Genomic DNA, 20,117 nt, shown 5'->3' on the forward strand with positions numbered 1-20,117 from the left:
AACCGGTAGGTGAGCTTACCGACATGCCGCACGCTGCGTGAAATTTCTATGAGCCAGCTAACCATATGGTCACAAAATGTCGAACATTCTGGCTTTTGCTAGATCGGTAGAGATGATGTTCGCTATGAGGAATCAGGTACCCCTACTGCCGAAGCAGTGGGAAGACGCTATCAACGGGTGGGCGGTCTGGCTTCGGGTGGCCGGTCGGCGCGAGGGGACGATCAAGTTGCGCCGAGACCACTTGCGCAGTATAGCCCGCCGGTCCCATACCAACGGTCCAAGCGAACTCACCATCAACATGATCATCGGTCTGTGCAGCGCCCAGCAATGGTCAAATGAGCACCGCAAAGGCGTGCGCGCCAGCCTGATCAGCTTCTACCAGTGGGCGATACTCAACGGCGTCTGTGAGTCGAACCCAGCGGAGCTACTGCCCTCCGTGCCGCCACCAACGCCCCGGCCACGGCCTGCGCCCGATGATGTTTGGGACGAGCTGCTCGCGGCAGCTGGCCCCCGCGAGAGGCTTATGGCCCGACTCGCCGGCGAGGCCGGAATGCGGCGAGCCGAGGTAGCCGTGTGTCACTCAAGTGATTTGCTGCATGATGGTAACGGCTGGTCTATTCTTGTCCACGGCAAAGGCGGCAGGCAGCGCGTCGTGCCGCTGATAGCCGACCTTGCCGCCGAGATCCGCAACTACTGCACCCGCCACGACTACCTGTTTCCCGGCCAGATCGACGGACATATCAGCCCCGGTTGGGTTGGGACGGTGATCTCCAACCTGATGCCGGATGGGTGGACCATGCACAAGCTGCGGCACAGATTCGCCACCCGGGGTTACGCGGGCACGCGCGATATCGTCGCCGTCAAAGAAGCGCTTGGCCACGCGTCAGTCGCCACGACACAGCGGTACACGGCAGTGTCGACCCAGGAGGTCCGCTCGGTGGCCGAGGCGGCGGCAAGCTACCGGAAACGCAAGCCAGAACTGATACCTTCCCACTAGTCGGCCAGCGGGTCTACCATGCCCACATGGCCGAGGTGGTCGACGAGACTGCGGCGGTAGAGGCTGTCGAGACCTCGGTGGTGCTGGATGATCTTGCGCCGACCCAGGCGGCCGAGCTGGCCTGGTCATCCGAACAGCCGGAGCTAGGCGACCTGACCCCCGTTCCGCCGGTGCCGCTTCCAGTGGAGCCGGCACCGTGGCGCGCGGTCTGCCGCAATGCCCTGGCCGTGTTCTCTGCCTGCGTGGCGGTCGCCGGGGCGGTGACGTTGGTGGATCGGCAGTGGTTCGCGGAGCTGACAGAAGTCGTGGTGGTTCCGACGGGGCCGACCGCCGCGCCCAGTTCGGTCACCGCAGCGCCCACGGAGGCCGTCGCCCAGCCAGAGACGTGGACGCTGCCGCCGGTCCCGCCTGCCGAGCACCTAGTGCCGCCAGTGCCCAGCGGACCCAGCGCGGACGCGAAGTACCTGGCCCAGGTACAGCAAGCGGGGGTAACAATCACGGACGTGCAATGGGCGATATCAAGCGGCCACTTGGTCTGCAAAGACATGGCGCGAGGTTCCAATTCTGAGAGCGAGGCCGCGTCTGTGATGCGAGATATCCCAGGAATGCCCCACTTCCAGGCTCTCATGATTGTATTCGCGGCAATCTCCTCGTACTGCCCCGAGTACCTCGGGCGGTAAAGGGGACACCGCACCTTCCCAGGAAACGCCAAAACCGCCCCCGCCTGACCTCGGAGCGGGGGAGGTCAGGCGGGGGCGGTGTAGGTTTACGGGGCGAATTTCTCACCCGTTTACTATTCGCGCAGGTCAGTGCGGGGTTGCCACGCCTGTCTAGTGCGGGGTAGACGCCGCGCCGCCCAGAACTTCTGCGCCAGCAGGTCGTAGCGGTAGGGCACGACGTCGGCCAGGTGCCCGATGACCACCGCGCCGGCGGCCAGGATGACCACGCGCCCGGCGACCGGCCAGCGCGCGGTGACCCGGCGGCACTCGTCGGTGATCAGCATCCCGTCGCGTAGGTGCTCGGCCTCGTAGGTGATCAGGTCTGCCAGCATGGCCAGGATCTGGCGCTGCGCGGTGTTCACCGGAGGTCACGCCCCGCGCCGTTCCAGGTGCTTGAGGCGTTGTTCCAGCGTGCGGGCTAGGTCGACGCGAGACTCACGCTCTTCGCGGATCTCCCCACGTATCCCGCCGATGTCCTTGCGAATGCCCGCGATATCCTCGCGCTGGTCAGAGAGCATCGACTTGACCTGCCCTACGGTCGCGGCGAGGTTCGAGCCGCCGTTGGTGACCTGTTCCTCGATCTTCGCCACCTTCGCCTGGGTGGCCGCGCTCTTGCGCCCCTCTGCCCAGACCTTGATGATCAGCGTCCCCCAGCCGCCGACGACACCGACGACGGCCAGGGCGACGGCGGGCCAGGTGTTGACGGCCTGGGAGACGGACTCGGCGAGGGCGATCATCGGGGGCCGCCGAGGCCCTGCGCTATCTCCATCGCCTGCTGCGCGAGCGGGCCGAGCGGTTGCCGCCACGCCTCTTGCGGAACTTGGTTGAGCACGTTCGTGATCGCGGGCACCGGCAACAGCGTGCCGAGGTCCCCGACAGCGGCCTTGACGCGCTCGATCGACTCGACAGCCTGCGTGGTCAGCTTCTCGTGGGCTTCGGCGGTCTTGGTCACCACGTCTTGCACGGAGGCGACCGCCTTGTCATTCGGGGCGGTCTTGCCGGACGGCGCCAGCAGCGCACCGGCACCCATCACCCCGGCGAGCAGCATGGAGACGAGCTGGCCGGTGCTCAGGGTGGCCCAGTCGCCGCTCTCTCCGGCACCTGCGGCCAGCGCGGGCCCGAGGAACGCCAGGACGAACCGCACGGGCATGGGGACGTTGAACTTCACTGGGGGGCTCCGTTCGCTGCGATGAAGGCTTTGAGCATGTCGGGGTTGTCGCGCTCGAGTTCGGTCATGAACTGGCGCGCTCGAGCAACGACGTACGGGTCGGTCGTAGCGCCGCGGCCGGTGGCGACGAGTGCGATGCGGGCCAGCTCGCGGAAGTCACCCAGCCGGGCTGCGTCCTCAACGTAGCGGGGGTGTTCCATGCCGTCGAGGTTGCGGACCTGCTCCCAGAGCTTCCACCGTGGCCCCTCGCCGGGAGTGGCGTAGATGGACTGCGACGGGTACTTGCGGTCCACGTAGGTCTCCCATAGTTCGCGGATCATGCGTTCGGCGTCTGCGGACAAATCGTCACCACCTATCAAGGTCAGGAGCTGCTCGCCCAAAGCGAGGGCGCGGTTGTATCTGTCGCGGCGGTCGGCCAGCCCGTTGGTGCCGCCGTTGATGCGGCGGGTGACGGTTTCCAGGTCGCGGCGGTCGGAGAGTGCGTTGATGTCTGGGCGGGCGACCACCCAGTACCATGCGGCGCCGAGGCCGGCGTACTCGTCGGCGGCTAACGCTGCAGGGTTGTCCACGAAGAACGACGCGTTGGGCACGAGGCCCTTGCTGGCCGCCCACTGCGAGAGGCGGGTGTAGTTGCTTCTGCCGGTGATCTGGATCCACGAGCGGCCTTTGAACCGGACGCCGTCGCCGGGCTGGGTGTTACCGAGGTCGGCGCGGCCCTCGTATGCGGCTCCACTGGCTATCTCCTCGGTGTAGTACAGCCCGCCGGACTCATGCCCGATCTGCGCGCACCACATGGCGATCCGGTCGACGGTGGTGCACTCGCAGGCTTTCAGCGACGCGGAGACGGCCGGGAGTAGCTGGCGGTAGCGGTCCAACGACAGGCGGGCGCCCATCGCGCGGGAGAGGGCGCCCGCCGCGCTCTCATCGCGCGGGAGAGGGCGTCCGCCGCCGGCATCGGGGTCGGACGGCGGGGCAGCGCCGCGGCGGAACGTGCTGTACCCGTCGGCGCGGACCTTGCGCTTGACGAAGTCGCCGGTCTTCGGGTTGTTCCAGGTGTTGCCGCCGAGTTGGAAGTGCATCCAGTCGCGGATGTCCCAGTTGCCGCCACAGAAGACCATGCCTTCGTAGAAGTCGATCAGCTCGCGCAGCTTGCGTGCTTTGTCGCCAGGGTAGGCAACGGACTCCGGGATGCCGAGGCGGAAGGTACGGCCGTCGGCTCCGTTCCAGTTGAGGTCCATGCCAGTGCCCGACAGGTGGTTTGAGTTGCCGACTTCGTTTGTGGGGGTCCAGCACGCCGAGTCGGCGTCGCGGAGTGGTTCTACGTAGGTGTTGAAGTCGGCGGCGAAAGCACGAAGGATCGCGAGTGGTTGACCTTGCTGGATTTGCAGCCGGACGTCGGTGCCGGGGACCGTAATCCATTGGCATGAGCCTTGATCGACCATTGGCCAGCCGTTTTCGGAGTGTGTGTTTCCGTAAGCGGTGCGAAAACCCATACGCTGTATACCCGATCTGGTAGTACCATTGTGTTTATGAAGTGGCGCCCGGTTGTCGGATTCGAGGGTCGGTATGAGGTGAGCGATACTGGCTTGATTCGGTCGCTGGACCGCATCATTGAGGCGCGAAACGGATCTCGTTGGAGGCCGCAAGAACCTGGGGTACCCGGTGTGCGACGGCTCAAGGGGCGTGTAATCAAACCGGGCCGCCACAAGGAGACTGGCCACCTGCATGTCGTCCTAGAGGGCCGCGTCGACCGCAAGGTCCATACCCTCGTACTTGAAGCTTTCGTTGGCCCATGTCCGCCCGGATTGATGGCCCGTCATGCCGATGACAATCCGGCGAACAACCACATCGGGAATCTCTCATGGGGAACTCGCAGTCAGAACAGCTACGACGCAGTGCGCAACGGGCGACACTGGCAAGTTAACAAGACTCACTGCAAGCATGGCCATCCGCTGTCTGGCGACAATTTGCGGCTTTCGCCAGATGGTCACCGACTATGTAAAGAGTGTGGGCGTCGGCGCGGCCGGGAGCACCTTGCCCGGAAAAGGCTCCGGCAGGCACGTTAGACCCCGAGTGCGTTTGCGATCTGCTTGACCAGCCAGTCGTCCACCTCGCCGGGGATCAACGTGGGGTGGTCACGCAGGTACCGGATGACCTGGACGAGCAGGAACTTCGCGAGCTTGGCTTTCATTTGTGCCCTTCTTTCATGTTGTCGCCCAACCATTTACAGACGGCGATGATCCCGGCCAGTGCGAGCGCGGCTGCTGCGGCGGTGGCCCACGGTGGGACGGTGATCATCGGCGTGCCAGTCGGGTGATGGCGTACAGGAGGCTGACGCCCGCATGTCTGCGCAGGGTGTGTCGCAGCGGGCGGCAGGTGCGGCAGGTCATAGCTGCGGGTCCAGCTCGGGCTCTGGCTCAGGCTCAGGTTCGGGCTCGGGCACGGTGAACGCCACCGGCTGCGAGGCGGCGGTGCGCCCATGCACATCGGTGACCGTGACGATGGCGGTGTGGTCACCGGGGACTTGATTACCAAGGGCCAGTGTGACGTTCAGCCCTTTGACCAGTGCCCCCTGCTGCTTGTCGACCTCAGTCTCGGGCGTTGGGGTGAGTCGCTGCTCCCCGTCCGGCCCCGTCAGGGCAACCGAGTAGGTGAACGGCGCGTTGAGCGAGGTAGGTGACTTGAACGTGACCGATACTGCGCCGTCACGGATTCTGGCGTCGGGCGCGGTCTTGGTGGCCTGCCAGCGCAGCTTCTCTTTGGCTTTGTCGGTGGCGCGGAACTTTGCGGTCGCGGTCGGACCGTCGACAACCGTGATGTCGTCGTCGGACACCAAGATCCAATAACCCTCGTGGGCAACGAGATCTGTGCCGTCACGTTTGGTGATGACGACCTGTGTGCCGTACGTGCCGTCTTCTCTCGGCACCCCAAGGGGTTTCAGGATGAAGTCCCCGGACTCCTGGCCGACGCGAAGTAGCGCCCAGATGTCGGACATGTTGTCGTCGGTGACCTCATAGGCGGTGAAGGTCTGTTCAACCGTGCGGGTAACGGTGATTGGTGGCAAAGGGGTGCTCCTTAGAGTGGTATGGCGGAAATGCGGCGGTCTTTCCAGCTCCCAGTTCCGGCATTAACTCGGTACTTCATCTTGAATGTTGTCGAGCCGGGGTTGAGGTTGGGCACAATAAAGGGGGAACCAATTCTGGCTTCCCACCCGGCACCCGGCGTGCTGTATTCAACGGCATATGAGTCTGACGCAGCTAAGGTTGTAGCTCCTGATATGGCGAAGCTCGTCCAGATCCCGGCGTTACCCGTGTTCTGCATATTGGAGTAGATGAATACTGCTACCATCCCGCTCGAACCGACGTTGACCGTCACGGTGTCGGTGGTGGTGGCGAGGTCGGCGTAGGTGGTGGATGTCGTTGTCTGCGAGGTGGAGACATACGCCGCTGCTGGTGGGCCGGGTTGGAACAGCTGGTCGGCTATCAATACGGAATCAACCCCGTAGTCCTGCACCGACCCATCGTTAAGTCCTAAAATCCCGATTGCCCCGTAGCGGTACGACGCCCCCACCTGATGCAGATTTAATGAATCAGTGAATGAACGGACCAACCTGTCGTTCTCGAAAAGGTAAATTGTGTACTTGTCCAGCAGATCGCCCGCCTTCAGCGTGTATCTCGCCCCCGGCTTAAAGGTGTACGAATAACTTGTTATTGCTGTCTGAACCCCCGCCAACACGGTCCGAAAATCAATAGCAGAGGTACCTATTGTGACCCGCAGGAACGTGGTGAATGCCGAATTTGCGCGAAGGTATGCATGGCGAGCAAATACCGGGTCGCCCGTCGAAGTCCAAGAAATCTCCTGATAGTCCGTTGTCATCGCAGTCGTGTACCTGGCGACAGCCAGAGAGGCGTACCCAGAGCCACCAGGAGAGAAGACGGCCCTGCCATCCTGAATAACTATTGAACCGGGGGAAGACGCGCCAGCGTAATTGTCAACCGTGAGGCTGAAATCGGCAGGAAGTGCCCCGTCTGGGTAGTCGGCGAAGTTGAACTTCGCACTCACTAATCCCGCCCTAGCGGCGTCCTGTTCTTGTATCGCCATGATGGCCGTCGCATTACCGACGACATTGGTCGTAACGCCAGCGAGCGCCACTCCCGCCTGTGCCTGGCTGACGCCAGCTGGGGGAGACATGCCCATGAGCCCGCCGAAGATGCCATTGATAAGGCCCGCGAATCCGGTATAGACCTGCGTGCCTATCGCGCCCACCGCCGCCGCCGCACCCGCAGCAGCATCCTCCACCGCCTGGCCAATGTCCGCAGCAGCCTCATTCGCCGCCAGGATTGCCGCACCCGCGTTGGCCGCGAGGGTTTCCCCCGCGTTGGTGATGATTGCGCTCACGTCCGTGACCGCGGCGTTCCAGTTCGTCGCCAGCGTGCCGAGTTGGGTGCCGCCGAGTGTGGCGGCTGTGTTGATCGCCCCGGTGATGCCTGAGCCCAGGATCTGACCGGCTGAGTTGATATTGGTGAACAACGTCCCGAGGGTGACCCCGCCGACCGTCAGGCCGGTGCCCAGTGCGCCCGTAATGCCCGAGGCGAGCAGTTGTCCGCTGCTGTTGATGTTGGTCACCAGCGTGGAAAGTGTGACGCCGCCGAGGGTTACCGATCCGTTCATGCCGCCGGTGAGTGCGGACGCCGCGAACTGGCCTGCCGAGTTGAGGTACTGCAGCAGCGTGGACAGCGCCGTGCCGCCGAAGGTGAGCGCGGTGTTCAGCGCGCCGGCCAGCGCCGAGGCGTCGAACTGGCCGATGTTCCCGCCCGTGGGCGTGAGGTTCTTGAGTAGCGAGGTGGAGAGGTTGCCGAATCCGGCGGCCGCGTTGTAGAGGCCGGTCACGCCGAGGTTGCCGAAATACCCTAGAACGCCGCCGATGTCGGGCACCGATAGTCCGGACAGCAGCGCGTCAAAGTTCGCCTTGGCCGCCGCGATGCTCTCGCCGATCTCCACCAGCGCCTGATACGGGTGGAAGCCGAATATCTCGATGGCGCCGAGCGCAACGGCCACCTGGCGCAGGAACTCGTTGACCAGGCCGGAGATGACCTGTTGCATCTGCTGCCAGGTGATCTGCAGCAGATCTGGCCCGGGGACGCGCGGGGGGGGGTTGTGCACCCCCACCGCGGGGACAGCAAGCGCCCAGTCGGGTGCCTCAGTCATCAGACCGGGATCGCCCAGACTTCATAGAGCATGGTCGAGTCGCTCGCGTTGTAGCTGTCCGAGCCCGACGCGCGCTCGGTGCGCAGATAGAAGTCCTTGGCGTTGCCGGCTGTCACCTTGTCGAAGGCGTCGTTGCTGTTCGCGGGCGAGGACGACACGATGGTCAGCCGGTCCTGGGCGCCACCGACACCGAAGCACCGCGCTACGACGTTGCCCGTGACGGCATCGCCCATGCGGCACAGTAAGTCCACGGAGACGTTGGGGCCGGACGAACCGGTGACGATCACCTGTGCTGCGACGATGACGCGGTAATCGTGCGTCTTGGCCGGGATGGAAACGGTTGCGACGGTGGCCTTTCCGGACGAATCTGCCACGCTCGTGAACGCCGTGGGCAGGTGGCGGGTCGCGATCTTCTGGTTTTGCAGCACGAAGGCGTCGACTGCGTCGTTGACCACGAGGATCTGGCCGGCCAGCGGAGTGTCGAAGTCGTTGGGGTCCAGCACCGTGTCGCCGTCGTCGCCCTTGGCGCCCTTGTGCAGCGCAGCAACAAGCCGGTACACGCCAGGGGTGTCATCGTCCGGCGGGGTGATCGTCGTCCACGACATCGAATCCGGCGTGGGGTCCTCGGGCTCAAGCGCGGTGAAGTCGATCGTCTCGTCAATCTCCGCGTGCTGACCGGGGTCACCCTTGACGAGCGGCCCGACGTTCGCAATGCCCCCATTCGGCGTGCCAATGAGGATCAGCACCTGGGCGTTGGGGTCCGACTCTTTCGCGACGCGAAACTTGCCGTCAACTTCCCAATATTCTTTTCCGCCAACAACAACGGTTGGCCACGGCTCAACAGGCAACTGCGTTCTCCCGTCTCATTGGCTGGGGGTGATGGTCACGACGTTCAGGGCCTCTTGCAGGCCGGTAATCAGGCGCTGCTGGCGAGCCAGGGGGGCTTCCTCGCCCTTGCCGTCACCGATCTGGAAAAACAGGTCGCGCTCGGTCGGGCTGATCTTCCAGAGCGCCATTTCGATGTAGTCGGTAAAGATCCGCTGCGGGCCCGTGGGCGAGCTGTAAATCACCGACATGAGGCCGCCGCGGGCGACGTCGCGGCCGAGCGCCACCACTGAGCCATGGCGTAGGACGAGCTGCGCCGATGTGAAGCCGCGGGTGTCCCAGATCGCATTGATGAAGGCGAAAATCGCTTCGATGTTGTACGGCGCCGAGTTGGTCGGCGTGAAGACCTCGATGCCCGGGTGGTACGGCCCCATTTCGTTTCTGCGGTCGTACAATTCGAGCATCTGGAAGGCCATCAGGCTGTCGTTGAGGAAGCCCGACAGTAGGTCGCCGGGAATGCCCGAGATCCCGATCAGGATCATGATTGAATCAATGATCCAGCTCAGAAATGCGTTGATTAGCGAGTTGAGCCAGCGCGGACTCTTTCCGCCGATGATGTGTTGCCAGCCCATCGGTGTGTGGTCAAAGATCTTGGCCGACAACACCGGAGTGCGTGGGTCGTCCTCGCCCGGACGAGGCAGCACCACGACTACGAGCGGGCGCACGAAGTTCAGCCCGAGCTGGGGGGCGACGTACACACCCTGCGGCGCCCATTGGTTCTGCGGGCCGAACAACGGGGCGAACAGGCCGGCGAGGCCCAGCGATCCGGCGAAGTCGACCGCCGTGCGCAGGACCGAGTCGAGGATGGTTTTGGTCGGACCCGTGACCTGACTGCGATCGGTAACGCGCACAACATAAGTCGGCTGCGTCAGGTTCGCCCACGGGTCCGGCTGCGGCATGCCCGGCCGCCACAGGTCAATCCGGACGTCGACGCCGTACGGCCGCGTGATGTCGGTGATAACCGCGCCGCACGACTGCATCCGGACCGTGCGGGCATACAGCGGGCTTGTGTCGAAGAACGGGTTGGTGCGCACCACATAGATGGGCGTTTTGAGCATCGTGAAAATGTTGCCGTTGGACTGCAGCAGCGTGCCGAACCATGCGCGCATATCCAGGTTGAGCGAGGTCAGGTTATTGACGAATTCCCATAGGCCAGACTGGATTCGGAGCGCGCACTCGGAGATCATGCTCTCGATCACCGTCACCAGCGGGCCGATGAAGATGGCGTGCGAGAACGGCTGGAATATCAGCGGCATCCACCAAACCGGCCAGATCTGCAGGTAATTCAGAATGTCCCAGATGCCGCGGCACTCCAAAGATGAAGTGTAAGCGCCCTTTTCGTACGCCCATTCGTGCTTCTTGAGATAGAACGCGAACGTCAGGCCGCCCACCTCGACCTCGAGGCCGACCAGGGTGTTGCGGCATCCCATGAAGTGCTCGACGAGATCAGAGCTGCCCTTGACCTTGAGCATCATCGTCGGGACGTTGTTGCGCGGGTCGGTGCCGAAGCCCTCCATGAGGTCGCCGCCGATCTGGCCGACCCGCTTCCAGAGCTTGTCGCTGACGTAATGCTCGAATTCGATGGGTATTTCGGAGTGGATGTACGACAACCGGTCGGCCGCGGCGGCGCGCTGCTCCAAGGTGCCGTACGACAACTCCTGATTCAGCCGCGCAATCTCGGCCGCGCGGTCCTCGCGGGCGCCCATCAGCCCATGCCCTTATGGCCGGCTCCGCGGGGTGCGGGCCGGCTGCTGCCGAGTGCCATTTAGAGCGGGTACCGCCGCAATGGGGTTCCTGACGCGACGATCATCGAGTCGGCGTTCCCCCCGTTGATCGCAACCGCGATGCTGTACGTCTGGGCAGGTTTCCCGGGCGATTTCGGCGGGATCGGGTTGGTGAACGATCCGGAAAGCAGGCTGTACGGGTGGCCCTGCGGCGGCATGATTCCGAACATGGACTTGATTTGCTCAAGAATCGGCGGCACGTTGCCCGCGGTGGCGAAATTGATGAAATCGTTGATCGCCTTCTGCCATTGGTTGAGCTCCTGCGGCGACGGCGGCACCGAGGTCATATCCACCACCGGCCGCAGTTCGCGATCGGTGCGCACCTGCATCACCTGGTTGTTCAGCAGTGGCCCGAACTGGACGAACTCGGTACTACCGGGACCGTTGGCGAAACTGAACGTTCCGGGCCCAAAGCAGGTGTAGCGCGGCGGCATTGGTTGGTCACCGATGTTGGTCAGCTTGATGTGGCCCGACTGGGAGACGGTGTTGTTGTCCCCAACGGTCCACAGGGCAACCGAGGCGGGCGTGGCCTGGGTGAGGATCGCCGCGCCCGCGTGCATGCCGAACCCAGCACCGCGGTAGCCGGCCCCGATGTGCGAGCCGTTGTTTGGCTCAACGGCTGTGATTACCGCAATGTCGTTGCGCAGCAACTTATACAGCCGGGGGTTGCCTTCGTAGCCCACGACCAGCGTCCACTTGTCACCAGGGCCGGGCGGCAGGATCAGGGGACGCTCACGAAGGGTGATTTCGAGGCCGTCAACCACCAGGGAGATGCGGCACCACCCGATGCCGATTTGAGCGCGGATGCCGTTCTGGCCGGTGTCGTCGTCCATCCGCGCCCAGATCTCATTCCAGGCGTTGTCGGGGAATGACCACTCAGGAAATGAACCCAGCACGATGCTGACAACCTGGTTGTCGCTGACGGTTTCGAACCCGACTCGCCGGCAGACCGCAGAGCGGCCGTTTGTCAAAACCGGGTCCTCGGGATCGTCCTGCCAGCGCGCCTGGCCGTCGGCGAAGATGAAGCCGCCGCCCGGTCCGGTGTGCACGACATCCCATCCGGCGCCCAGCCCCGGGCCTGCGAGGTAGTCGAACGGGTCGCCGTCGGAGTTGTAGAGGAACGTGAACGAGTCGATGCTGTCGTAGGAGCGCCAGAACGAGTTATCCGCCCGCCACACCTGCGTGAACGGCTGATTGCGCAGCAGCGCCAACAGGATCGAGTTCGGCGGGGACTTGTACCAGCGCACCGGCGCCCACCAGCGGCCCAGCTCTGGTGTGATGAACGACAGCTCCCCGGTCTTCATGTGCTCGTTGCTGGCAATCCACGCGCGCACCAGCTCGCGCAGCGCCTTGCGGTCATCGCCCATCAGCTCGAGTTCGGCGGTGACCTCGATCGGGTCGAACAGGTTGGCCACCGTCGTCACGCCGTGCTGGGTGGCGCCTTTTTGGTCGACGAACTGCCAGGGCGCGATCAGGCCCTTGAGCGACTTGAGCAGTGCCGCAGGCTGTTTGGGGTCGCAGTACGGCGCAGCCAGCCCGCCGAGCATACGGAAGTCGATCGAGCCGTCGTGGGCGTGGAAGTGCATCGACGGGATCTGCCCGTTGAGTAGGTGGTATTCGCCGTGTGGTGTGATGCCCGCCGGGTAGCGGACCACCTCGTCGAGATTGGTCATCGCGTGTACGACGCTTGCTGTGCCGAGGCAATGCTGTTGGCCATGGAGTTCTCGTTGTAGTTCGCGGCGTTGAACGTGTTGTTGTTCGTGATGCTGACGTTCTTGCTGTTGTCGGTGTTGCCCGCCGCCGCTGCTGCTGGGTCGGGGAGTCCGGCCGGGCGCCCGTCGAGGCCCTGGCCCTGGCCGACAACCTGCTCGGGCGTCGGTGAGCTGTCGTCGCCCTTGCCCGCGATGTTGGGCAGCATGGGGGTTGCGCCCGCGATGCCGCCCGCAATCTTGGTGAGCCAGCTGTTCGTCGCCAGATCTGATCCGGCCGGTAGGAACGTCTCGGCCAGGCCCTGGACGCCGATGCCGGCGGCTTGACTGCCGAACTGGATGCCGCGGTTGACGAGCTGCATCACAGCCTGCGCTGCTGCGGCCGCCGCTTGCCCGCCGCCGGGGGCGAACGCGTCACCGGCCATGCCCGCCGCGGAGATTGCGGAGTTGATCGCGCCCGACAAGAGGCCGCCCGGGCCGATTCCGCCGCCGCCCTTGCCCTGTGGCTGCCCTACCCCGCCGATACTGGTCGGGTTGGACGTCGAAGGCAGGCCCGGAAGACCCGGCCCGGGGCCACCACTTGGACCCGGGGCGCCGCCCCAGCCGTGGATGTCCGATGCGCCACCGCCGCCGCCGAGTCCGCTACCGACGCCGCCGCCCTGGCCGAAGCCGGCGGGCTGCACGCCGAAACCGCCGCCGCCGGGTAGGACGACGTCGCCGCCGCCGAACCCTGCGGGCATCATGCCGCCGGGGAGTGGGATCGACGTCGCCTGCCGGGTGTGCACGTGGTTCTGGTGGCCGCCGTAATCGCCTGCGTAGTAGCCCGTGCCGCTGACATCGCGACCGCCGGCAATGCCTATCCGCTGACCCGTTCCAGGGTTCTGCCAGATGACTTGTTCCATCCCGGGCACCGAAGACACGTACTCGGCGAATCGCTGCATGTTCTCGACAGAGCCCGACCAGTCGATGCCACGGTTGAGATGATTGGGGTTGGGCGCAAACCCCGCCTCTTGCCGGTCGCCTTCCTGATGGCCGCCGTAGGTGCTCGGCTTAACGCCGAACGCTGCGCCGAGCGCATTGACCCAGTCGGGGAACTGCACGCCCGATCCGCCGTAGCCGCCGCTGTTAGACCCGGCGGGCAGGCCGTAGGGAATGCCGCCGCCGCCAGTGCTGTAGCCCGCGCCGCCGAACATGGTCGCGAGTCCGCCGCCGGTGAGCCCCAGCGGGCCACCGCCGCCACCGCCGCCGAGTTGCTGCCAGTTCTGCGGCCATAGGGACTGCGGGCCGCCGCGGGCCTGAATTCCAGCCATGCCCGCTGCTATCTGCTGCTCACGCGTCGCCAGCGCGGGGTTGTCCGGTGCGCCGGCGGGCTTGTACGCCTTCCATGTCGGGAGGTCGAACTGCAGCCCGCCGAAGTAGCCATTGCCGGTGTTGGCGGCCCAGTTGCCGCCGGATTCCTTGGCGGCCAGCGCGTCCCAGTTGAGCGCGCCGCCGCCCGCCTTGGCCATCCCCTGCGCGATGCTGCCGGGGATCTGGTACTGCGGCCCGAACGCGCCCTGTCCGGCCAGCATGCCCATGAGGCCCGAGCCGGCCTCGCCCGGCTTGTAGCCCGCGACCATCTGCGACGCGGCGAGTTTGCCCAGCATCGGCGCCGCTGCCAGGTTGGCAATGAACTTCGTGATGTTCTCCGCGATGCCCGCCAGGCCCTTGGAGATGCCAAAGTCCTGATCGAGGGACGCGCCGATGTCGCCCAGTTCGGACAGCCAGGACTTGATCTGCTTGTTGTGCTTGCCGAAGATCGACGCGCGTTCCTCGTACAGCCGCATCTCGGACTGCTGCAGATCGCGGCCGGCGGTGACGACGTCGTTGCGGGCGTCGAGGACATCCTGCTCAGTGGCGGTGCCGTCGTGCTCCAATTGCTCAAGCCGCGCACGCTTCTCGGCCAGTTTGTGCTTGCTGTCAAGGTAGCTCGACTCGGCGCTGTAGAGCGATGCCGACATCGGCAGGTTGTCGAACCCGGGCGGCAGGGTCGTGTCGTAGGGGACGACGGGAGCCTTGGGGAGGTGTGTGCCGCCCTTTTCTCGCGGCGACAGGAATGGGTTGCTGTTGTCCCAGCCCGGCGTCCCCGGCGCCGGAGCGCCCGGGGTGCCTGGCGCGGTCGATTTCGGCATGCGCGGGTCATACGGGCCGGGGGCTGTCGGTCCGAACGGCGTTCCATCGGCCTTGAGTGGGCGGCCTTGTGAGTCGAAGAGTGGGACGCCCGACACGTTGCCGCGATAGAAGGGGCCCAGTTCGGACGGCATCGGGCCCTTGCCGTCGAGCCACTGCTGATAGCCCGGCGGCATCTGGTGGTTCTGGTCGAAGTACTTCTTGCCCGCGTCGAGCTTGGCCTGGCGGTCGTCGGCACCGGGGCCGATGTTGGGGCTCGGTGCAGAGCCGTGCAGGTTGAACAGGGCTGCGGCAGTGGCCAGCTCGGCCAGGATCGGGCCTAGCGCCGCGGTCATGCCGGCCGCGCCGGCGCTCGCCGACGCCGGCAGGGTCGTCGACAGTAGCGTCGAGATCGTCTGCAGGCTGGTGATCAGGGACGCGACGCCGTCAATGGCCTTCCATGTCCCGAAGGCGATGGCGACGGCCTTGATAGCGCCCTCGTGTTCGCCCAGGTATCGCAGGACTTCGCCCAATACGCGCCCCAGTTCCCGAGCGGTCTCGGCGGCGTTCTTGAAGAAATTGTGAATCTCCTGCTGGTGGGCGGTCACCCACGCGCCCATCTCGTCGAGGCGGTCCTTGATGCTCTTGAGCGCCTCGACCATGGTGTTGTTCTGGTCGGTGGGCTTGCCGAAGATCGCGGCCAGGAAGTTCGCGCCCGCGCGTGAAATTGACGACTGCACTTCGCTGATCGCGCCCTGGATCGTCTCGCCCATCGCCTTGGCCTGGCCGCCGGCGTGCTGCTCGATCGCGATCTGCAGGGCCTTGAGGCTGATCTGGCCCTTTTCCTGCATGCGCTCGTACTCGTCGCCGGTGAGCTTGAAGGTGTCCTTGAGCCACGCGGCGGCCGGGATGTTCTTCTCAGCGAGTTGCAGCACTTCCTCGCCCATGAGGCGGCCCTTGGCCTGGACCTGGCCAAATACCAGCGCGATTTCCTCGAAGCTGCGCCCGGAATAACCCGCGGCGTCAGCGATGTCGGTCAAGTACCGCTTGAGTTCGTCGCCCTGCTTGATGCCGGAACCGAGCGCCACCGTCACAGCGCCCATGGCCTTGTCGAGCCCGATCGGGGTGCCCAGGACGACGTCGTTGACCGTCTTCATGATCGCGGCGACGTCGAGACCCGTCTGGCCGGCGGCCTGCATCGTCTTGGACAGGTTCTGCAGCCGGTGCGTGGCCGCGTTGATCGTCTCGTAGCGCTCGAAGCCCTTGAACAGCGTGTACGCACCGGCGCCCATTAGCGCGCCCGCGGCCGTGGTGAACGCCATGCCGAGCGCGCGGCCGGCGAGGGCACCAGCCTTCGACGCCGCACCTTCGTAACCGGACATGGCTGAGGAGAATCCGCTCACGCCCGGCAGCGAGCGGGCGAGCTGGGCGCTGAACCCGGTGCCGAACCCCTGCGCGGCCCGCTGGCCGTGGCTGGTGAACTGCTTTTCGAGCTCGCTGGTGATTCGGTCGGCTGAGATCTTGTATTTCTCGACCGCGTCGTTGAGCGCTTTCGTGTACGCCTCGCCGGATACCGCCCCGGCTCGGGTCATTTCGTTCTTCAGGCGGGTCGCCGCAGCCGCAGCCGCGCGCTCGTCCAACTTGGCAACGATGTCGACACTCAGGGCCATGCTCAGGTCACCTCCTCTCGCTGGGTCCACATCGCGGACATGCCGCTACCCGGCTCGTTTTGAATTCGCTCGCGTTCGGCGCGGATGCGCTCTTGCTCGGCCTGGTTCTGTCGCGCAATCGACGGGGGTAGGAAGAATCCCGAGCCATATTGCGAGGCATCGGCATTCGGCACGTACGCCGCTCTCAACACCGCTGCCTCATTCGCGATTTGGCGCACCGCCTGCACCAGTTCCGTACCTTCGCCGCCGCGCATTGCCTTCGCCACGGCGCCGTTATCAGGCGCGAAGTCCATGTGGATCGTCCGGACCTTCTTGGCCGGGTTGTCAACAATCCGCGCGCCGAACAGCTCGAGCAGCTTGTAACTGCTCATGCGGCCCTGGTGCCAATCGGCTATGTCGAGGCCGAAGAACCGCTGCAGATCACTCGCTATCTGCCGCGGCCACAGGCGCCAAATCGCCTGTGCTGTCAGCACTTTTCGAGTCGCGCTTCTGGCGCTCCATCAGTCGCAGACCCTGCTCGCTCCAAATGCGCCGCACATCGCCCGCACCAGCCCGGCGGCCGTCGATCATCTTCGACCGCAGAAATTCGTACTGCTCGGGCCCGATGGCAGCCTGGACCTCTTGCACCTCCCACGGCGGGCTCAGTAAAACCCCGTCCTTGCGGTAGGGCTGTCGGTACGGTCCTTCTTTGGTCTCGGCGGGCAGCGTCATCTCGTTGCCGTCATCGTCCTTGATGGTGCGCTCGGGGAGTTCGATGACCTCACGGTCGTAGGACTCGGACTCGACGATCAGCCGGTCATATGCCGCAAGGCAATCGTCATCGAGCTGCCGCAAACTCGGCTGCGGGGGAATCTGCATCGACGATCCGTCGTCGAACCGCAAAGTGGTCCACGCGAAGATGCTGGCGTCGTACTCGGTGGCCTGGTCGGTCGCGATCCGGCCGGCGTTGGCGTTCGGGTCGTCGGCGGGAGCGGATTCGGAGGCAGGGGTCGGCTGTGTCATTGGTCGGCTGCTTTCTCTATTGTGTTGGGAAATAACAGATGTCGGCGTTGTTTTGGGGAACCCCGGCGGGCGCAGCCGACCCGAGCCCGCCGGGGTCGATCAGGGGGCGCTACGGCTGCGTGATCGAGACAACCGCCGACTTGCAGGTCTTGCCATCGGAGTCGGTCGCCGTGATCTGGTAGTAGCTCGTGGTGCCAGTGGTGAGGCCGCTCAGGGTGAACGTGAGCAGGCCGTTGGCCAGCACGGGCGTGGTGCCGCCCGTCGGCGCCGACGGGCTCGTCATGGCCGCCGATGCCGACTTGGCCGTGGCGTAGGTGTACGGCGAGGTGCCACCCAGCGGCGCCGGGATGACGATCGTCGCCGTGGTGGCCGTGGGGGCGTCACCCACCGGCGCGGTGCCAGTGAACGTCAGGCCCGGAATCTGGTTCTGGTCGTGAATCGTGCCCGCCGACCACCGGCCATCGAGCAGCGGAACACCGTTCGCGTCAACAAAATACGGGTCCACCTCCCGCGACAACGTGAACTTCGCCGCGTCGGCATCCTTCTTGTTGCCCTTCTCCGAGCCGAGGTCGGTCAGGACGCAGCGCGGGAACGGGAAGGCATTGCGGGCAACGAGGCCACCCTGCTTGTCCTCGTGGAACACGAACACCTGGCGGCGCAGCGGCAGGTCGTCGGTCGACTCACCGGCGAAGTAGGTTTCGCCGGTGGCGGCCCGCTCCAAGACGTTGACGAGCGGCAGGTTGAACCGCAGCGCGTCGACCACCAGATTCTGCTCAAGCGGGGTGAACATCAGCGTCTTGTCGCGCTTCTGCATGTCCACGCGCACCGGGTCGAGGGACTGCAGCCCTTCCAGCGGGTCGCTGTCGATCTTCGGGGCGCGCTCCACGCCGTCGGGGTGGATGTACCCGACCGGGTAGAAGCCGAGGTTGGGCTCGGTGTTGTACACCCATTGCCCGTCGGCGTTCTTCACGATGGCGTAGAAGTCATCGCGCCAGTTGCCGTCTTGAGCGAACGGAGCCGCGAAGGAGCTCCCCGGGCTGATGTTGGTCAGCGAGCCGCCGTAGTCGCGCACCGCAACCGACCACTGGGGGCCGCGACGGACCAACAGTGAGTTCAGGTAGGCAAGCCCGGCGGCTTTGAAGCTGACACCGCTAGCTGGTTGTGCCATGGTGTTCGTTTCCTTTCACGGGATGTGAAGCACCGCAGAGAAATACGGCGCCGTTAACCGCGCGGGCTTTATCCACGCGAGAACAATGGGGGGTTCTGAGCGCTGAGGCTCAGACGAGGGGTATTGCGAGCGCCCAGGTGGAAACCAACCTGGACACGGCCGCCGCAGCAGGGTCGGTAGCCATCACCGACGAGTACGGCGAGGGGTCGGGGCGCGGGCCTTCGATCATCTCGGCCCACAGGCAATTCGCGGTGCTGCCGTCGTCCATCTGGACGTCCGCCAGCGGGTCTTCGTCGAGGATCCGCATCCGAGCGTTCGCGCGGTCCATCGCCTCATGCACCGCGGTCTCCGAGTCGGCCACGGTGTGGATCCTGACCACCGGATAGTCGGTGAGGATCGTGCTTCCACCGGTGAACCGCGTCGGCATCCAGTACGGCAGTGGGCTGCCGGCCGACCACCTTTTCGAGCCGAACTGCAATGGTGAGTCGCCAATCGGCCGCAGCCACGCAATCGTGAAGAACACCGCGTTGGCCGCGCTTCGCGGGTGAAGCAGCGGCTCGGTCATAGGAGCTCTTGCTGCTTGAAGTGCGCTTCGGTCCGGGCCTTGATGTGGAATGGCTCGTTGTGAATGGAGCCGTCCTCGATCAGGTTGCTTTTGGGGTCGGAGAATTCGACCGAGACACCCGTGCGACCGCGGCGCCGCGCCCGGATGCCACGCTTGTAGTCGCCCTCGTCCTCAGGGGCGATGGATCGCGCGTAATCGACGACCTCATTGGCCAGTTCGAGCTTGCCCGCCAGCACCTCCGGCGCGGTTTCCAGATAGGCGTTGATCTCGGCCTGGGGGATGAAGTCACTGAGCTTGGCCATCAGCCCGCCTGGTGCTCACACTTGCACTCGACGTGATCCGATCGGCCGCGAATATCCTTCTGCAACACCGCATCACCGCGCATCACATAAGTGCGGCCGTCGTGGCGTAGCCGGAGATTCGCGGTCAGGTCGGCCACCGCCAGCGGCGCGGGGTTGCCGTCGTCGTCCACGGTGGGGATCTGGTCGCCGGCCACCGGCCCGATGACCACCGTCGTCTCCGAGGTGGAGACGGTCAGGCCCTGCGCCTCGTCCACGTCCTGCATTTCGACTGTGCAGCCATCCCACCAGACGACGCTTTCGCTTGTGACGGGCTCGCCTGCTGCGGTGACAACGGGTTGGCCGTCGCCGTCGAGCTGTTGCACGTCGGTCACGATGCCCACACGCTCGGCGCCAATGCGGAAGCGGCCCATCAGTAGTCGCACCTCTTGAAGCTGCCGCGCGGGGCCGCGCGCAGCGGGATGCCGAGTAGCTTTTTATGCCTGTCGGAAAGGTAGTCGGTGACCACCTTCATCGCCTGGTCAAACGTCCCGGCCTCGGTGCGGCGGCTGGTGGTGTTCTGGAAGTCCGAGAGCACCGCCAGGTCGCCGTAATTGGCTGCGTCGCGGACGATCTCGAAAACTACCTGCTTGGCCGCGTCGGTGTCGGCGTCCGGCTTGAGCGCCCGAATGCGGTCTGAGGCAACCTGAAGCAGTCGGGTGGCGGTCGTGGTTTCGCCCGCTGTGAGCGTGCCCTGATACTCAGCCTTGAAGGCGTCGACAGTCAGGAAGGGATCGGCCACGACCGCCGGCCCGT

At 65.0% G+C, this 20,117-nt stretch carries 21 protein-coding genes; 3 read left to right on the top strand and 18 right to left on the bottom strand.

Annotated features, from left to right (window positions below):
• Nucleotides 1-76: 76 nt before the first annotated feature.
• Nucleotides 77-997: a tyrosine-type recombinase/integrase gene (locus ACX9NE_RS26690; RefSeq protein ID WP_459370868.1), complete on the top strand. Its 921-nt coding sequence runs from the start codon at nt 77-79 to the stop codon at nt 995-997.
• Between the two features lie 26 nt (nt 998-1,023).
• Nucleotides 1,024-1,677 (top strand): DUF732 domain-containing protein, encoded by a 654-nt coding sequence (locus ACX9NE_RS26695; RefSeq protein ID WP_459370869.1) that lies wholly within the window; start codon nt 1,024-1,026, stop codon nt 1,675-1,677.
• Nucleotides 1,678-1,790: 113 nt separating this feature from the next.
• Here ACX9NE_RS26695 and ACX9NE_RS26700 read toward each other — a convergent pair whose 3' ends face one another.
• The 4 genes from ACX9NE_RS26700 to ACX9NE_RS26715 are packed head-to-tail and all read right to left on the bottom strand — an operon-like array spanning nt 1,791 to nt 4,377.
• Entirely contained in the window at nt 1,791-2,078 is a 288-nt protein-coding gene (locus ACX9NE_RS26700) for a DUF7427 family protein (RefSeq protein WP_459370870.1), read from the bottom strand.
• A 6-nt stretch (nt 2,079-2,084) separates the two neighbouring features.
• Nucleotides 2,085-2,453, bottom strand: a complete 369-nt coding sequence (locus tag ACX9NE_RS26705; RefSeq protein WP_459370871.1) for a hypothetical protein — start codon at nt 2,451-2,453, stop codon at nt 2,085-2,087.
• A complete protein-coding gene (locus ACX9NE_RS26710; protein WP_459370872.1) occupies nt 2,450-2,884 on the bottom strand; it encodes a hypothetical protein in 435 nt (144 codons plus the stop codon). Before ACX9NE_RS26710 ends, ACX9NE_RS26705 begins: the two co-directional genes overlap by 4 nt.
• Entirely contained in the window at nt 2,881-4,377 is a 1,497-nt protein-coding gene (locus ACX9NE_RS26715; RefSeq protein ID WP_459370873.1) for a glycoside hydrolase family 19 protein, read from the bottom strand. Before ACX9NE_RS26715 ends, ACX9NE_RS26710 begins: the two co-directional genes overlap by 4 nt.
• Nucleotides 4,378-4,413: 36 nt before the next feature.
• Between ACX9NE_RS26715 and ACX9NE_RS26720 the strand changes: the two genes are divergently transcribed.
• Nucleotides 4,414-4,950 carry an NUMOD4 motif-containing HNH endonuclease gene (locus ACX9NE_RS26720; protein WP_459370874.1) on the top strand — a complete coding sequence of 179 codons (537 nt, stop codon included), beginning with the start codon at nt 4,414-4,416 and terminating at the stop codon, nt 4,948-4,950.
• Here ACX9NE_RS26720 and ACX9NE_RS26725 read toward each other — a convergent pair.
• The 14 genes from ACX9NE_RS26725 to ACX9NE_RS26790 form a co-directional block, all read right to left on the bottom strand.
• The gene (locus ACX9NE_RS26725; RefSeq protein ID WP_459370875.1) at nt 4,947-5,075 is read right to left on the bottom strand and encodes a hypothetical protein; all 129 of its coding nucleotides are present in this window, start codon (nt 5,073-5,075) and stop codon (nt 4,947-4,949) included. The genes ACX9NE_RS26720 and ACX9NE_RS26725 overlap by 4 nt on opposite strands.
• A gap of 195 nt (nt 5,076-5,270) precedes the next feature.
• Nucleotides 5,271-5,948, bottom strand: coding sequence for a hypothetical protein (locus tag ACX9NE_RS26730; protein WP_459370876.1), 678 nt, complete (start codon nt 5,946-5,948; stop codon nt 5,271-5,273).
• Between the two features lie 11 nt (nt 5,949-5,959).
• Nucleotides 5,960-8,092 carry a DUF7257 domain-containing protein gene (locus tag ACX9NE_RS26735; protein WP_459370877.1) on the bottom strand — a complete coding sequence of 711 codons (2,133 nt, stop codon included), beginning with the start codon at nt 8,090-8,092 and terminating at the stop codon, nt 5,960-5,962.
• Nucleotides 8,092-8,940 carry a hypothetical protein gene (locus ACX9NE_RS26740; RefSeq protein ID WP_459370878.1) on the bottom strand — a complete coding sequence of 283 codons (849 nt, stop codon included), beginning with the start codon at nt 8,938-8,940 and terminating at the stop codon, nt 8,092-8,094. The genes ACX9NE_RS26735 and ACX9NE_RS26740 overlap by 1 nt, the downstream gene beginning before the upstream one ends.
• 15 nt (nt 8,941-8,955) lie before the next feature.
• Nucleotides 8,956-10,683: a hypothetical protein gene (locus tag ACX9NE_RS26745; RefSeq protein ID WP_459370879.1), complete on the bottom strand. Its 1,728-nt coding sequence runs from the start codon at nt 10,681-10,683 to the stop codon at nt 8,956-8,958.
• A 59-nt stretch (nt 10,684-10,742) separates the two neighbouring features.
• On the bottom strand, nt 10,743-12,434 hold the full coding sequence (locus tag ACX9NE_RS26750) for a DUF7257 domain-containing protein (protein WP_459370880.1): 1,692 nt from the start codon (nt 12,432-12,434) through the stop codon (nt 10,743-10,745).
• Nucleotides 12,431-16,288 (bottom strand): transglycosylase family protein, encoded by a 3,858-nt coding sequence (locus ACX9NE_RS26755; RefSeq protein ID WP_459370881.1) that lies wholly within the window; start codon nt 16,286-16,288, stop codon nt 12,431-12,433. The genes ACX9NE_RS26750 and ACX9NE_RS26755 overlap by 4 nt, the downstream gene beginning before the upstream one ends.
• 2 nt (nt 16,289-16,290) lie before the next feature.
• Nucleotides 16,291-16,659, bottom strand: coding sequence for a hypothetical protein (locus ACX9NE_RS26760; protein WP_459377744.1), 369 nt, complete (start codon nt 16,657-16,659; stop codon nt 16,291-16,293).
• Between the two features lie 49 nt (nt 16,660-16,708).
• Nucleotides 16,709-17,290 (bottom strand): hypothetical protein, encoded by a 582-nt coding sequence (locus ACX9NE_RS26765; protein ID WP_459370883.1) that lies wholly within the window; start codon nt 17,288-17,290, stop codon nt 16,709-16,711.
• A 109-nt stretch (nt 17,291-17,399) separates the two neighbouring features.
• Nucleotides 17,400-18,458 (bottom strand): hypothetical protein, encoded by a 1,059-nt coding sequence (locus ACX9NE_RS26770; RefSeq protein ID WP_459370884.1) that lies wholly within the window; start codon nt 18,456-18,458, stop codon nt 17,400-17,402.
• A 109-nt stretch (nt 18,459-18,567) separates the two neighbouring features.
• Nucleotides 18,568-19,023, bottom strand: a complete 456-nt coding sequence (locus tag ACX9NE_RS26775; RefSeq protein WP_459370885.1) for a hypothetical protein — start codon at nt 19,021-19,023, stop codon at nt 18,568-18,570.
• Nucleotides 19,020-19,325 carry a hypothetical protein gene (locus tag ACX9NE_RS26780; RefSeq protein WP_459370886.1) on the bottom strand — a complete coding sequence of 102 codons (306 nt, stop codon included), beginning with the start codon at nt 19,323-19,325 and terminating at the stop codon, nt 19,020-19,022. Before ACX9NE_RS26780 ends, ACX9NE_RS26775 begins: the two co-directional genes overlap by 4 nt.
• Nucleotides 19,325-19,735, bottom strand: a complete 411-nt coding sequence (locus ACX9NE_RS26785; RefSeq protein ID WP_459370887.1) for a hypothetical protein — start codon at nt 19,733-19,735, stop codon at nt 19,325-19,327. Before ACX9NE_RS26785 ends, ACX9NE_RS26780 begins: the two co-directional genes overlap by 1 nt.
• Nucleotides 19,735-20,103 carry a hypothetical protein gene (locus ACX9NE_RS26790; RefSeq protein ID WP_459370888.1) on the bottom strand — a complete coding sequence of 123 codons (369 nt, stop codon included), beginning with the start codon at nt 20,101-20,103 and terminating at the stop codon, nt 19,735-19,737. Before ACX9NE_RS26790 ends, ACX9NE_RS26785 begins: the two co-directional genes overlap by 1 nt.
• Nucleotides 20,104-20,117: the final 14 nt, after the last annotated feature.

The sequence above is a fragment of the Mycobacterium sp. ML4 genome, from assembly GCF_054515735.1.